The 13,181-nt window shown below is 58.9% G+C and carries 13 protein-coding genes; 7 read left to right on the forward strand and 6 right to left on the reverse strand.

Features of this window, described 5'->3' with window-relative positions; all coding sequences use genetic code 11:
• Positions 1 to 171 precede the first annotated feature (171 nt).
• Complete coding sequence (locus K359_RS63520; RefSeq protein WP_198031220.1) at positions 172 to 339, forward strand: hypothetical protein; 168 nt, start codon at positions 172 to 174, stop codon at positions 337 to 339.
• A 34-nt stretch (positions 340 to 373) separates the two neighbouring features.
• Here K359_RS63520 and K359_RS0133185 read toward each other — a convergent pair whose 3' ends face one another.
• The 4 genes from K359_RS0133185 to K359_RS61790 form a co-directional block, all read right to left on the reverse strand.
• Complete coding sequence (locus K359_RS0133185) at positions 374 to 1,000, reverse strand: hypothetical protein (RefSeq protein ID WP_029083170.1); 627 nt, start codon at positions 998 to 1,000, stop codon at positions 374 to 376.
• Positions 1,000 to 1,386 (reverse strand): hypothetical protein, encoded by a 387-nt coding sequence (locus tag K359_RS0133190; RefSeq protein ID WP_029083171.1) that lies wholly within the window; start codon positions 1,384 to 1,386, stop codon positions 1,000 to 1,002. The genes K359_RS0133185 and K359_RS0133190 overlap by 1 nt, the downstream gene beginning before the upstream one ends.
• 643 nt (positions 1,387 to 2,029) lie before the next feature.
• Positions 2,030 to 4,462: a primase-helicase family protein gene (locus K359_RS0133195; protein WP_156928784.1), complete on the reverse strand. Its 2,433-nt coding sequence runs from the start codon at positions 4,460 to 4,462 to the stop codon at positions 2,030 to 2,032.
• A gap of 777 nt (positions 4,463 to 5,239) precedes the next feature.
• Complete coding sequence (locus tag K359_RS61790; protein ID WP_156928785.1) at positions 5,240 to 5,560, reverse strand: hypothetical protein; 321 nt, start codon at positions 5,558 to 5,560, stop codon at positions 5,240 to 5,242.
• A gap of 614 nt (positions 5,561 to 6,174) precedes the next feature.
• Here K359_RS61790 and K359_RS65880 point away from each other — a divergent pair.
• Both K359_RS65880 and K359_RS53695 read left to right on the forward strand, forming a co-directional pair.
• Positions 6,175 to 6,309, forward strand: a complete 135-nt coding sequence (locus K359_RS65880) for a hypothetical protein (protein ID WP_256375185.1) — start codon at positions 6,175 to 6,177, stop codon at positions 6,307 to 6,309.
• A gap of 389 nt (positions 6,310 to 6,698) precedes the next feature.
• Complete coding sequence (locus K359_RS53695) at positions 6,699 to 7,217, forward strand: hypothetical protein (protein WP_035977559.1); 519 nt, start codon at positions 6,699 to 6,701, stop codon at positions 7,215 to 7,217.
• Here the strand turns inward: K359_RS53695 and K359_RS0133225 are convergent.
• Together K359_RS0133225 and K359_RS0133230 are read right to left on the reverse strand one after the other, a co-directional pair.
• Positions 7,214 to 7,708 (reverse strand): hypothetical protein, encoded by a 495-nt coding sequence (locus tag K359_RS0133225; RefSeq protein WP_029083177.1) that lies wholly within the window; start codon positions 7,706 to 7,708, stop codon positions 7,214 to 7,216. The genes K359_RS53695 and K359_RS0133225 overlap by 4 nt on opposite strands.
• Entirely contained in the window at positions 7,708 to 9,144 is a 1,437-nt protein-coding gene (locus K359_RS0133230; RefSeq protein ID WP_198031221.1) for a site-specific integrase, read from the reverse strand. The genes K359_RS0133225 and K359_RS0133230 overlap by 1 nt, the downstream gene beginning before the upstream one ends.
• A 457-nt stretch (positions 9,145 to 9,601) precedes the next feature.
• Here K359_RS0133230 and K359_RS0133235 point away from each other — a divergent pair, with 457 nt between their 5' ends.
• From K359_RS0133235 to K359_RS61795, 4 genes are read left to right on the forward strand one after another with little or no spacing between them, the layout of a single operon-like run.
• Positions 9,602 to 9,919: a DUF485 domain-containing protein gene (locus tag K359_RS0133235; RefSeq protein ID WP_029083179.1), complete on the forward strand. Its 318-nt coding sequence runs from the start codon at positions 9,602 to 9,604 to the stop codon at positions 9,917 to 9,919.
• Positions 9,916 to 11,613, forward strand: coding sequence for a cation/acetate symporter ActP (actP, locus tag K359_RS53700; protein WP_084518588.1), 1,698 nt, complete (start codon positions 9,916 to 9,918; stop codon positions 11,611 to 11,613). Before K359_RS0133235 ends, actP begins: the two co-directional genes overlap by 4 nt.
• A gap of 43 nt (positions 11,614 to 11,656) precedes the next feature.
• Positions 11,657 to 13,006 (forward strand): fumarylacetoacetase, encoded by a 1,350-nt coding sequence (fahA, locus tag K359_RS0133245; RefSeq protein ID WP_035977560.1) that lies wholly within the window; start codon positions 11,657 to 11,659, stop codon positions 13,004 to 13,006.
• A 12-nt stretch (positions 13,007 to 13,018) separates the two neighbouring features.
• On the forward strand, positions 13,019 to 13,171 hold the full coding sequence (locus K359_RS61795; RefSeq protein ID WP_156928786.1) for a hypothetical protein: 153 nt from the start codon (positions 13,019 to 13,021) through the stop codon (positions 13,169 to 13,171).
• The last annotated feature ends 10 nt before the right edge of the window (positions 13,172 to 13,181 follow it).

A 13,181-nucleotide genomic window follows, 5' to 3' on the forward strand; every position in this document is an offset into this window, starting at 1 on the left:
GCGAGCCGAGAGAAATCGCGGAATGAGCGTGGCCCGAATTGGCCTACGGTAAGGCCGATCCAGCGGCAGGCATGTGTGCGGATTTACTAGATAGAAACCATAGAAAATGATCCGAAAACTTTAGTGAAACAACTGGGCCGTCTCTGCGTCGGTTTGTCGGAGGGCAGCCCCATGACAGATCGCCAGTTCCGAGAGCAGGAGGTTCAGATCGCGCATTATCAGCTTTTGTCGCGGGAGGTCACTGATCCACTTGCGGCGTGTTTGCTTCGGGTCATTGTCGAAGAGCTTGAAGCCGACCTGCGAAGGGATCGCGACATCGGGCAGAGCTGCCCCGAATGAGGGGCCACGAGATTTCGGTCATGGTCCTATCCTTTCAGTATCTTCCATGTCCATTCCATCTATAGAAGCGAGCTGTTGTGCTTTGGTCGGTTTCGATATTCTCCAAAGCGCCGATGTACATGCCGGGGACAGAGGGCGCGCTCGATGTGCGGGGTGGGAATGCGGCGCGGGGCTTTACGTCGGCGGGCGCTCGCTCGGTGTCCCGGTCATCGCCCCGGGAAGGCTCTTTGCCGGGGCAGCGGGGCTGTCGGAGGCCAGTTCCGTCGTCGGGCGGTACTTCGGGCCCTTCGGAGGGCGCGGGACCAGCGCCTTCGGTTGCCGCAGGCTCAGCGCGCGGCTCGCCGGCAATGCTGCGCGAATACGGAACGTTGCTGATGAAGCCTGCTGCGTTGACGGTTGGGCCATCGCCGTCGCCGCGCGTGGCCATGATTCGCAGGAATGCGTCTTCCAATTTTTGCATTGCTGAGGAGGACTCATCCTTCCCATCGACAGTGCCCGACACAGTCACCGGGATAAGCTTGGTGTAGACGTTTTGGTAAAACGCGGCGCGATTGCGTGCGCCGGACCTTGCCCATTTCACCAAACCCTCAACATCACCAAGATCAGCGAACGCCATCGCGATGGTGTCTTTCGCCTGACCATTGATTTTGCGAGGCGGCATTACAACTCCTCTAAAATTCTGCGCTGGGCATTCGCGAGTGTCGAATACGTAACCAGATCGACCTTCTTTCCCAGCAGCCAACTCGCCTCGATATTTTCGAGCATGGCACCGAGGAACGCCGCGCGTTGCGCAAATTGTTGCTGCTTTGCGGTCAGGTCGCCGGAGTCCATATCTTTCTGGATGTCATTGATGAGTTGCTTGGCGCGTTTCGCTGCGAGCGTTCGACCATCCAAATTGTCGAGTGCGACCATTTTCAGTTTGCCGCTGTGATCGGATGGATGAGAGTAGTGCGCGGCGTGACGTTCGATTTCCGCCAGCGTCATCGGTGGTGCGCCGTCTTCGTCGCTTCGGTCGGTTATCGCGGCTCTATCGGCTTCTAGTTGCATCGCGCATTTCTCACAGCTTTCGTAACCCCCGGTTTACCCCGGGGAGCTTACCGATGCCGATGCTACGCCAGAAAAGGCTTATATAATAGCGATCGCGTGCAAAGACCTACGATCTATAGAAACGCGGGTCGCTCTAGAACGGCGAAAGATCGGGCCACGAGAGGGTTGATGAGAAAAAGTTGCGTGGGCTCCGAGCGCACCTCGAAGAGAACGATGCCCTTGATATCATTGAGACCGGGCAGTCGGCAGTCGGGAAAGAAGGGTTTTTCCTACCCTACCGTAATTGAATCGATAGGAGAGGGGCCTCGGGATATAATTCGGTAAAGGTAAGGAATTTCCGTTTTTCCCGACTGCCGACTGCCCGGAACCGGGGGCCTGGCTTTGACTCCGCCCTGCGTGGGAGTTGCGTAACGCAGGGTCAGCCGCAGCCTAAGCGTAGGAGCACGGTCAGGGATCGGGAAGCCCGAAGCCGCCGGGCGACGAAAAACGCGCCGGACAGCCGCGCTGCGTCTGGGCGGGCGGTTCGAGACCCGATAACGGCGGCGAGCGCGAGGAGAGCTAACGCCAGCCCGCGAGCCACGTCATGCGGTTTTGACGTGCCGGTGGATTGATCCGGCGACCCGCGACGCGCGGCCCTTCCTTTTCAGAACACCGAAGTCCACCACGACGGGACCAGTGTCTTTAGCCCCCGGTGATATTGCTTTAGGTCAACCCACTGCGCCCCTTCCGGGATCGGAAAGTTCGCGACGATGGTCGTTTTTCTACCGTCGATCATAAAACGACGTTGCTCGCCGTTCGCATCGCGATACGTTTCATGTAATCCACCGGCAACCAGCATCTTGCGCAGCCTTTCCGGCTTTTCCATGTATTTTTTGGCGGCCTCTGCCTTCGCCTGTTTCTCTGGGGACGGGTATTGCTGCTGGTCCTCATTTTTAATGCCGCGACGAGCCATCACTAGATCGCAGACGTCAGGAAGATCGATAATGATCTTTTTTGGCTCTCTCGGCTTACCGTCAGTGGCATCCACATCCTTAGCCAACCCGGCGACATACTCTCCGAGGTCGAACGCAATCCTCTCGCCCTCCGAGCGGCTTTCGGCGATCACCTGTCTTTTCCTCGTGGTCTCGGGTGCGTGCTCACCTTGCTCAACTGGCTTATTGGTTTTTAGGAATTCATTGGCCCATCCCTTAATGATCCCGAGCCCATCGACCCTAAGCCAAGCATGCAATCCTTTCCAATAAGGAAGCTCTCTCAATTGTTCTGTGACTCCGGGAATCAGCCAACGCCGATCATCATCATCAACCCGTAGGGCACTCATCTTGTTGGAGCAGGCGAAGATGTGCAGCCAATTGTCAATCCTGTAGCTGGGCAGGTATTTCTCGCTAACATCCACATGCGGGTCGGTAATCTTATCCTTCAGCTTGTTATAGGCGCGAAAGGAATGGCCTGCATAAATCTCATTGATAATCGCCAATCGCATATGCGCATTCCAACTATTGTATTTTGAGTCCACGATTGCCTCTTCGCTCGGAAACGAAGTATTCCAAAGGCCAACTTGAAGGGAGAGAATGTAACCGAGAGTAGTCTTGCCGACGCCCTGCTTTTCGCTAATTAGTAGCAGCGCATAGAGCATCTTAATGTCCGGCCGCGCGATCAGCGTCGCGACCCAGCGCAGCACTTCATGCCGGTCGCCGGGGTCCGGGATAAGGTGCTCCATGAAATCAGTCCAAGGTTCGATGTTCTCCTCAGTTGCCTTGATCGCTTTAATCGCGGGAGGGCGGAAGGTGTTGATCTGATTTTCACCAGCAACATTGATGACTGCCGGCGGATGTGCGGGACTGTAGGCAATGCCATTGATGTGTGATGAAAAACTTGACTTCAGGTATCGCGCTGTATTTTCAACGTTCGAAAATGGCCTGACGGCAATATTGAATGCTTTTTCGGACATCTTTCGATAGGTCTGGCCCCGGGGAATAAATAATGGATCGGCCAGACCTGTGACCACGACCCACTCCGCTGCGAACTGTGGTCTTATCTTATAGGAGGGCGGACCCTTTCCTACGGGCGGTATTTTGTCGGTCGCCCAGGTTGCTGACCCGAGGCAATCCTCAAACGATGGGCCTTTGTATCGTTCCTCCTCCCACCATTTTTTATTCTTTCGCCATTCGTCGGTATCGTAAAGGTCGAACCCCTCCCTGAAACCGTGATCCTTAAATGTAATCGTCTTTACGGTCCGCATTAGCGCGGCGGAAATCTTCGGGATCGCGTCGATGCCGACCTGATCATTGTCCGCAACAATGACGATCTCTCGCTCCTTCTCATTTGGATATTCAGCGAGTACCTCTGACCAATCGGTGCGATATGGATTAGGTGCGCCGCCGATCCATCCCCAATGCTCATATTCGGCTAGCGCGGCGGCCCAAGGATGCTCCTTTAGTTCGGCGCGGCGCCTGATATCATTCACGAGACTGTCCACGTACCGCGCGACCTTCTCGCCTTCATGGATCATGATCTTAGCCTTGTTGCGCGTCTCCGGCGGCTTCCATAACGGCAGCAATTCCGCGTCCGGCTCCATGTTGCGCCATTGGCCGTCCGTATTGAAGAAGGTCCAAGGGACATAAGCCTTGGTGCCGTCCTCCTTATCGATGCGCTGGCGGCACAGGACAATCTCAGAGCGGTTACGTTGGCTGCGAATTTCAAACCAATGATCGCGATCAATACCAAGCTTGGCCCGCTGCGTCGCAGCGTTCGCTTCGGTCGCTGGATATGAGCTCGGGAATTTGCGTTTGGCAAATTCAGCCTTGAGTGCCTTGGCTTCCTCCTCAGTCGGCATCACCACCTCAGGAGCGGTAATGGATCCATCAGCAGCCATTTTTATAATATGTAAGTCGCGCGGATACCTACCGACAAAGCGAACCAGCGCGATGCGGCGATAGTTTCGCTGGTCAACTGCAGCATCTTGCTCGGCAGCGACGCGGCCGATGTACGCGGCTAGGACTGGATAGTTCCGATAGTCTTCATCGGCATTCGGAAGGTTACACTTGCGTCTAGTCGGTCTCTGGGAAGAATTATGCATGACGCGCCTCCGTCTTTCGGCTCCGGTTGCGCTCGCGGCCCGGGGCGGCCCAGAAGGCCCGGACGCGGCCCGAAGGCCCGATCAACCGAAGGTAGAGTGACCCCTTTCTATCCGTCCGGTTTTCGGCTATAACGGCGCTGCAGCGGATTGCCGCCGTTGCACCCATATCCCCGACTAAACCTATCGAGAGCCGCTGCTGGAACTGAAGCGCCAGTGGCGGCTTTTGATTTCGAGTAGTGCTCATGACCAACGTCCCTCTTAAGTTTCGAGGGGGCGGCCCGCCGGATGCTATAGAGGGTTAAAAGCCTATAGCCAGAAGGCCACCCGCCAGCGCACGCGTAGATGCGCTTTCGGAAATGGCCTTCGAAGCTTCAGCGAAGGGTGGCGTCATCTTAATTGGCCGGCTGATGATGCCGTCTTCTTTCCCGACCTCGATTGTCGCGTATCTGAAGCCTACGAAGAGGTCTCGGTCATATAATGACGCTTTGGGTATTACCGTCTCGCGACTTTTGCCGTGATCGCGGGATCGGCTTTCGATTGTTGATCTTACTCCGAATTTTAAAATCGATAACCCGTCAGTCTGTGATTTATTTTGCTCAGTTAAAATAACTGACAATAACTGAGACGTTTGCCTTCCGTTCTGGGGCGCGGTCTTGGGGAGTTAGTTTACCGCCGTGCTACGTGATTTAGGCCCTTGGATTGAAGCTTAAATTGCCGTCGGTCGTGAGCCTTGAGTCGCTGCGCATCGTGTTTGATGTATTGTTTCAGTATGGTTCGTCATTTCGTAGCTCTCCGCCGCCACACCGTCCGTTTGTCGCTGCTTGAGTCGAACATCTCCCAGCCCACCCCACGCGGCGGTATGGGAACAATCGGAATGAAATGACCGCCGCCGCCATTTCTTGTACTGGTGTATTCGTATCCATCCTCTCGCGGTTCGACGACAAAGTGCGGCGGTTCGCCATCAGCCACTTCGTAGGCTTCTTCCCGGAAGAGATGGGGCTTCAGTCGTCGGGCGAAGCGTACTTCCGTTACACCGTCCGGCAGAACCCAAATGGCGTTGGCGGTGGCTTCCTCAATTATTTTGCTGCGTCGTTTCATTGTGGGTCCCTTCAACAGCGCGCCAGAACGTAGATGGCATACACCGCCAACAGCGTGCCGATCGCGAGTACAGAATTGACTATGATGGTTGCGGTCATGGCTATGCCTCGGCCGCGTCGGCTCTCACGTGAGCGGGCGGACTGCCGCCTGCCCTCGTGCGCTCATATTGTTCAAGATCAGCGATCCGGAAGAACATCAGCCGTCCAAAATAAGTCGGCCGGGGGAAGTTCGGTTCGAAGGCGGGATTCAACTTCCCATTCATCTTCTCATTCAATCTGCGGACCAACCACATCGCACTACGATTGCCGTAGCGGGCGCGGACCTGTCGCGCGCTAATCCAGAGGGCGTCCGGAGGGGGAATGATCGGCGCTTGCTTTCGTTTCGGCGTTCGCTCTAGGACCTGCTTTGCAGCTTTCTTTGGGGACATTGAACGGCTCCTCGTTGTGACCGAGGGCCTTTAGTTACGCCACGCCTGTGAGGGGCGTCTTCCGTCTTAAAGTCCCCGGATTAAAGACGGGAGACGCAGGCTTGGTACATCTGCTTTCCTGCTCAACGGTTCGCGCGATTGCGCGCGGCCGGACAGATGCGATGTCGCGTCGGAGAGGAGTTGCAACATGACCGAGAAGACGACCACGACTATCCTCGATGAGGTTCAAGTTTTTTACAACGAATTGGGAAAGAGACTGATGGTCTTTGGACCAAATTGCCAAAAGATGCGCGCGCTTCTGGCCAGCCATGATCATGTCTAGAAATTCATCGTACACGACGCCGAAAGCAACCGACAGCACCATAACTGGTTGATGCTTGCGCGGGCCATCGCTGGCGATCCGAATGCGAGGCCAGCGAGCAAGGAGCCTGACGTCCAGGTGTACGAGCTAACGCTCAGCGTTGGGGGAAGGCACATCCCTCGACTCACAGAGTTTATGGAAGAAATAGGAGAGATCATCACAGCGAAACTGCTGGTCGATGATGAATTTATCGATCTCGATGAAAACTTGAATGTCACTAGCGACGAAGGCTCTTCAGGCGTTTCGGGAAACGTTGACGCGTGGTGGTTGCAGCCAGAGCCCGTTCTGACGTGTGAAAGGCGAGGGCGATGACCCCATTACTCACAAAGCGCGCAAATAAAGGATGGGCCATGTCCAATATTAAGCGAGTGCTGTTTGCGATTCAGGAGCAAACCTCTGGAATGAAGCACATCAAGGACGACGGCGGCCGCTGTCGCGCCGGTTATAAGGGGCGCGCTGGCGACTGCGTTACCCGTTCAATCTGTATCGCGACGGGTCTCCCGTACAAGGAAGTCTATGCCCGCCTCGCGGCGGAGACTGGAGCACAACGCCGGTCGAAGCGAACTTCGAAGCGTCCGAGAAGTGCCAATCACGGGATCAACATTCGGCGAAAATGGTTCAAAGACTACATGGCCGAGTTGGGTTTCGAGTGGCACCCGACGATGAAGATCGGTCAGGGCTGCCAGTGCCATCTCCGCGACGGGGAACTCCCGGACGGCAGGCTCGTGGTGCGAGTCAGTAAGCATTTGGTCGCTGTGATCGATGGAGCGATCCACGACACTCATGATCCTTCGCGCGATGGAACGCGATGCGTGTATGGCTACTGGAAGCTCGGTTCGCCGGAGTTGATGCGAAGAACTGCCGCTTAAAGCCGAGCCTTCGATTTCCGCAGCGACGTTCGCTTGCCGTTGTAAGCATTCTCCAGCGCGGTTCTGGCGAGGTGGCTTGTCTTCGCGACCTTATCCAGCGCGTCGTCCACTCGCATGCCGTGCTGGACTTCGACCTGCACACTTTCGCACGCTAGCAATAGAAGCGCGTCTTTCTCGCTGAGCACATATGCCGGCGTACGCGGACGGCCCTTTGGGAAACAATAACGTTCGATCAGGTCCGCCAAGTATTCACGCACCTTGGGCGACAGATCATAATTCGATCTGAGTAGCGCGGCGAGTGATCTCTTGTCCTTGAGTCGGTCAAGTTTATCCAATGCCGCGATCCAATACCAATCTGGCGATGTGCTCGGGAGGTTTAGCCAGAAAGCGTTGTCCTCGATGGCGTCGCTCAGGCCGCCTCCTCCCGGCGACGACCGGATCATGGCGAACAGTTCGGACGGTTTCGATTCGGCGGGCTTGCGTTTGACCATCACTTCCTCCCACGCGATACCGGCCGCCGCATCGGGATGACCTTGGCTCTCTTACCGGAGATAACCCCAGCCACATGACTCGCCCAACGCTCCAGCGCGGCGCGCTTTTCTTCCATGTATTCTTCGACGTTGTAGGTCCCGGCCACGCCGGACTTCGCCCCAGAAATGTGGTTTAGACAGGCCTCAACGATGTGCGGCGGGACTTTAAGGCCAGCCATACCGGTGGCGCAGGTTCGGCGCAGATCGTGCAGTCGCCAAGATACAAACTTTCCGCCTTCCTTCGCGGCTTCTGCGGCCATCGCTTCGTCGAGGCGCTTCTTGATCTTACTGAAACCGGAGATGGGCGAATGGCCAGTGGTCGAGAACAGGAACTCACTATTGGTTTGTCGCTTGGCGTGCTTCAGGATTTCCCGCGCCAGCGGCGGCAATGGAACGTCGTAAGGCAGCCGGTTCTTAGTCCGCGAACCAGGCAGCCGCAGTGTCGCGCTATCGTCGCTGAGTTCGTCCCGCGTCGCCCGCGCGATCTCATTCAGCCGGCATCCCGTCAGCAGCAGCAACCGGAACACCGCGCCAAACTTCTCGCCAATTTCATCTCCTTCACAAGCTGCCCAGAACCACCGCAACTCGTCAGCGCGCCTGACATCCATCTTCACGTTCAAGACCCGCTTACGCGCGGCCGGGGGCGGCGGCCTGTAGCTGCCGAGGGTCGGATTGGCCGTTATCTTCCGGTGATCATGCAGCCAGCCGAACATGACGGACAGCGCGTCGGCCATCTTCCTGCCCCGCGCATCCGACACTCCCTCGTTGCGTCGCTCTAGCCCCGGGACGCCCTTGTGCCGCGCCTCGTCAATCGTGCTGTAGATATCGTGGGCGTCGATATCGGCTATCGGCTTATCGCCCCATCGCTTTGCCAGTCCGCCCTTAATAAATGTCGGGTCGCCGCCGTCCATAGGATAAGCGAAGCCCAATAGCCGCGCGGTCTCGCGCCAGCGTCGCGGCTTCGCGCCGGACTTCCGGACCTTATGGCCTTTAATGAAATCCTGCGCGGCTCCAGCGAAGGTGTTCGAACTACGCTCTTGGACTTCGATCCGGCGACGCTGTTTGGCGGTCTTGTGCTCAGCGACGACATCTAGACTGCGCTGCCGCTGCCGGCTGATGTCGGCGGCTAAGGCCCGCGCGGCGGCCAGCGTCAGCGGGTCTCCGATCTTTGGCTCGTCAGCCGCTTCTTTACCGGACAGGTCCAGCGGACCCAAGGTCAGCTTCGCGCTCTTACCATTCGGGCGGCGAAACCTCATCGCCCAAGACTTCGAGCCAGAGGGCGAGGGTTGGATAACGAGCCGTAGGCCCGGGGCGCCCGCGTCGGCGACTTCCCGGCGCTCCTTACCGGGCTTTAGCTTCTCGACGGCGGCGGCCGTCAGCGTCGTCCTCTTGGCCATCTCGGCCCTCCGGGGTAAACAAGGGGTAACGGGGCGAGGCGTTATGCCAAGGTCTCCCTCGTTACTAACGTAAGCCGATTTAGCCCGGAAAATAGGGAATTTCCTAGAGAAATCGGTTCTTTTAAAGTCCTTCTCGTTACCCCTCGTTAGGCTGGGGTCGCGCTTTCCTAAACCGTAGGTCGGAAGTTCGAGTCTTCCCGGGATCGCCAAACAACGTGTCAGCGCCGAGAGCTGGCGCGTCGGCAAGCCGTTCCATCGAATCATCCTGGCAACGCCCGAGATTGCGGCGTGGCATGAAATCACGCGGAGTTTGGCAGGATATCACCTTGCCCGAGGCGGCCCGGATTCCGATGCTCGGAACATAACGAGGGAGACGCCTCCGGAGCCTTGATCTTCTGCTGCGCACCGCGCGCAGGCGGGGAGCGGCAGTCCGCAATGTCTCCGAGGGAGGAGCCGGATGTCGCAACTGACCCGTGATCGGACGCAGCAGATTCTTGCCGATGCAGCGTTCAAGGAGCTTGTCTCAAGACGCGCCAGGCTGCGATGGAGCCTGTCCATCCTGACGCTGGTGATGTTCTTCGGCTTCATCGCGCTGATTTCGACGGTGAGAGCCGCGCTTGGCGCGAGCATCGCGGGAAGTGCCATGCCGCTGGGCTTCGCGCTCGCGCTAGCCATGGTCGCGGCGGTCGTGATTTTCACGGGCATCTATGTGCAGCGGTCGAATGCGCGGTTCGACGAGCTCACTCGCATTGTCAACCGGGAGCTTGGCCGATGATCTTCAGATGTTTGCTGGCCGCAGCATTGATCGCGGCCGTTCCGTTCGCGGCGATGGCACAAAGCGCCTCTGTGACGGGCGGGCGTGGAACCGACTGGATCGCGATCGGGATGTTCGCCCTGATCGTCGCTATCACGCTCGTCATCACCTACCGTTCGGCAGGCAGCACGCGCTCGAAGGCCGGCTTCTATACCGCCGGACATTCGATCACGCCGCTGCAGAACGGGCTGGCGACCGCCGGCGATTTTCTGTCGGCGGCCGCATTTCTCGGCATCTCGGCGCTGGTCTACGCCAACGGATTCGATGGCTTCATTTATGCGCTCGGATTTCTCACGGGTTGGCCGATCGTGCTGTTCCTGATGTCGGAACGCATGCGCAACCTGGGAAGCTACACGTTCGCGGATGCGGCGGCGTTTCGTCTCGACCGCACGTCCGTCCGGCTCGTCGCCGCGACCGGCAGCCTCGTCGTCGTCCTGTTCTATCTGATCGCGCAACTGATCGGGGCGGGCAAGGTGATCCAGCTCCTGTTCGGTATCGACTACATCCTGGCAGTCGTCGGCGTCGGCGTTCTGATGATGCTCTACGTCATCGTCGGCGGCATGCAGGCGACCACGTGGGTTCAGATCACGAAGGCGGTGCTCTTGATCTGCGGCGGAACACTGCTCGCGCTTGCCGCGTTGTGGCATTTCGATTTCAGCCTCGGGCGGCTGCTCGAGGCTGCAAGCCGGATCCATCCCAAGGGGGCTGCGATCCTTGCGCCTGGCGGATTGTTTGCCGAACCGGTCTCGGCGATCTCTCTCGGACTGGCGCTGGTGTTCGGCACGGCCGGCCTGCCGCACATCCTGATGCGGTTCTTTACCGTGAAAGATGCTGCGGCTGCCCGCAAATCCGTGTTCTATGCGACGACCTGTGTGGCGTATTTCTGCTGGGTGATTCCTGTGCTGGGATTTGCCGCCGCGGCGATCCTGATGGCGGATCCCAGTTATTTCAACGTCGCGGCATCCGGCCAGTTCAACAAGATCGTCGATCTGATTGGCGGACCGAACATGGCGTCGATCCACCTCGCCCATGCGATGGGTGGCCCGGTCCTGCTCGGCTTCATTTCCGCGGTCGCCTTTGCAACCATTCTTGCGGTCGTCGCCGGACTGACGCTCGCCGGTGCCTCGGCCGTCAGTCACGACATCTATGGCCAGGTGATGTGCGGTGGAAAAGCGCCGGAGGCGCGCGAGGTTCTGATCTCGAAGATCGCCGCGATGGCAATCGGCGTCGCTGCGGTTCTTCTGGCCTATGTCTTCGAGAACCAGAACGTTGCGTTCATGGCGGGACTCGCGCAGTCGGTTGCCGCAAGCTGCAATTTCCCGGTGCTTGTCATGGCAATGTTCTGGCGCGGCACGACGACGCGCGGCGCCGTCGCCGGCGGTCTCGCCGGGCTGGCCGCATCGGTCATCCTCGTCGTGCTGAGCAAGACGGTCTGGGTTGCCGTCGTGGGCTTTCCATCGGCGCTGTTCCCTTACGATAATCCCGCGCTGTTCTCGATGCCGCTCGCTTTCCTGTTCGTGTGGCTGTTCTCGGTGACGGATCGTAGCGCGCGTGCGTCGCGCGAACGCGAGGCGTTCGCAGCGCAATTCATCCAGTCCGAGATCGGAAGAGCTCTGGCCGTTGAACGCCCCGGCCTTGCAGCGGCAGCCTCATGAAATCCGGCGCAGACTGCACTGACCGCGGAGCCTGGAAGACAGCATGACCAATCTGCTCGACGAGACGCACGATCCGGCACGGCGAAGCTTTGTCGAGACTGCAAACGGCAACGAGACCGACTTCCCGATTCAGAATCTGCCGCTCGGCATTTTTTCCACCGCGGCCGAGCCGCAGCCGAGGGTAGGTACGGCGATCGGGGATAGCGTGTTCGACCTGAAGCGGGCACTCGGTTCGGACGAGCATCTTGGGCAGCCGATCCGGCGGGCTTTGCAGGACAGCACACTCAATGCGTTGTTCTCGCTCGGACCGGCCGCGACGCGGGCGGTGCGGCGCCGCGCGGCGGAACTGCTCGGCCAGGGCAGCGCGGCCAACGTGATCAGGCGTCGTGCCTCGGATGTGCTGACGCCGATGGCCGACGTGACCCTCCATCTACCGACGCGGGTGTCGAACTACACGGATTTCTATGCCGGCATCTATCACGCGCAGGCGGCCGGTGCGCTGCTGACGCCGGAAAATCCGCTTCCCGCGAACTACAAATGGGTCCCGATCGCCTATCACGGCCGGGCATCGTCCGTGCAGGTCGGGCGGGGCGCGGTACGACGGCCGCTCGGACAGCGTCCGCCCGCCACGGCCGGCGGAGCGCCGACGTTCGGGCCCTGCGAGCGACTGGATTTCGAGCTCGAGATGGGCTTCTACCTCGCCGCCGGAAACCAGCTCGGATGGCCGGTCCCGATCTCCGAGGCTTCGCAGCAGATCATCGGTTATTCGCTCCTCAATGACTGGTCCGCACGCGATATCCAGCGCTGGGAGATGTTTCCGCTAGGACCGTTCCTGAGCAAGAGCTTTGCCACGTCGGTCTCGCCTTGGGTCGTCACATCAGATGCGCTGGCTCCGTTCCGCCTCCCGGCGCTGGCGCGCCCGCAGACCGATCCGCGTCCGCTCGATTACCTGTTCGATATGCCCGACCAGTCCCATGGCGGGCTCGATGTTCATCTTGAGGTGCTGCTCTCGACTGCGCAGATGCGCGCCGCGAACCAGCCCGCCGCAGCGATCCTCACCTCCAACGCCAAATACCTGTACTGGACGCCGGCGCAGATGGTGGCGCACCACTCGATCAACGGCTGCAACCTGCAGCCGGGCGATCTGATCGGCACCGGCACCATTTCGGGACCAAGCCCGGTGCAGCTCTCGAGCATGCTCGAGTTCACGGCCGCAGGGACGCAACCGGCAATGCTTTCGAATGGCGAGAGCCGCGGCTTCCTGCAGGATGGCGACGAGATAATCCTGCGCGGCAAATGCGTGAGGGACGGCTATGCCAGCATCGGGTTCGGATCGTGCGCCGGCAGGATCGAGCCGGCTGAGGCCGTCATCGCCGCAAGCAAGCAAGCTTGATGGAGGGCTGTCATGGAATGTCAATCTTTGCTCTTTGGCGCCTACCTGTCGGCTTCTCCAATCGATCCGGACGAGGTCCGCTTCGGACAGCTTCTGGCGCTGGTGGTCGGACTGTCCCTGTTGCTGATCGTGCGCTTGGCATTAATGCTGGTCGGGGCGTTCTAGCGCGACCACC

Origin of the sequence: Bradyrhizobium sp. th-b2, from assembly GCF_000426785.1 — a bacterium.
In the GTDB taxonomy this organism is placed as follows: Bacteria; Pseudomonadota; Alphaproteobacteria; order Rhizobiales; family Xanthobacteraceae; genus Bradyrhizobium; species Bradyrhizobium septentrionale.

What these genes read in the sequence shown, in the direction of transcription:
- K359_RS63520 (WP_198031220.1), top strand. Translation starts at nt 172, where the DNA reads ATGACAGATCGCCAGTTCCGAGAGCAGGAGGTTCAGATCGCGCATTAT.
- K359_RS0133185 (WP_029083170.1), bottom strand. Translation starts at nt 1,000, where the DNA reads ATGCCGCCTCGCAAAATCAATGGTCAGGCGAAAGACACCATCGCGATG.
- K359_RS0133190 (WP_029083171.1), bottom strand. Translation starts at nt 1,386, where the DNA reads ATGCAACTAGAAGCCGATAGAGCCGCGATAACCGACCGAAGCGACGAA.
- K359_RS0133195 (WP_156928784.1), bottom strand. Translation starts at nt 4,462, where the DNA reads ATGCATAATTCTTCCCAGAGACCGACTAGACGCAAGTGTAACCTTCCG.
- K359_RS61790 (WP_156928785.1), bottom strand. Translation starts at nt 5,560, where the DNA reads ATGAAACGACGCAGCAAAATAATTGAGGAAGCCACCGCCAACGCCATT.
- K359_RS65880 (WP_256375185.1), top strand. Translation starts at nt 6,175, where the DNA reads ATGACCGAGAAGACGACCACGACTATCCTCGATGAGGTTCAAGTTTTT.
- K359_RS53695 (WP_035977559.1), top strand. Translation starts at nt 6,699, where the DNA reads ATGTCCAATATTAAGCGAGTGCTGTTTGCGATTCAGGAGCAAACCTCT.
- K359_RS0133225 (WP_029083177.1), bottom strand. Translation starts at nt 7,708, where the DNA reads ATGGTCAAACGCAAGCCCGCCGAATCGAAACCGTCCGAACTGTTCGCC.
- K359_RS0133230 (WP_198031221.1), bottom strand. Translation starts at nt 9,144, where the DNA reads ATGGCCAAGAGGACGACGCTGACGGCCGCCGCCGTCGAGAAGCTAAAG.
- K359_RS0133235 (WP_029083179.1), top strand. Translation starts at nt 9,602, where the DNA reads ATGTCGCAACTGACCCGTGATCGGACGCAGCAGATTCTTGCCGATGCA.
- actP (WP_084518588.1), top strand. Translation starts at nt 9,916, where the DNA reads ATGATCTTCAGATGTTTGCTGGCCGCAGCATTGATCGCGGCCGTTCCG.
- fahA (WP_035977560.1), top strand. Translation starts at nt 11,657, where the DNA reads ATGACCAATCTGCTCGACGAGACGCACGATCCGGCACGGCGAAGCTTT.
- K359_RS61795 (WP_156928786.1), top strand. Translation starts at nt 13,019, where the DNA reads ATGGAATGTCAATCTTTGCTCTTTGGCGCCTACCTGTCGGCTTCTCCA.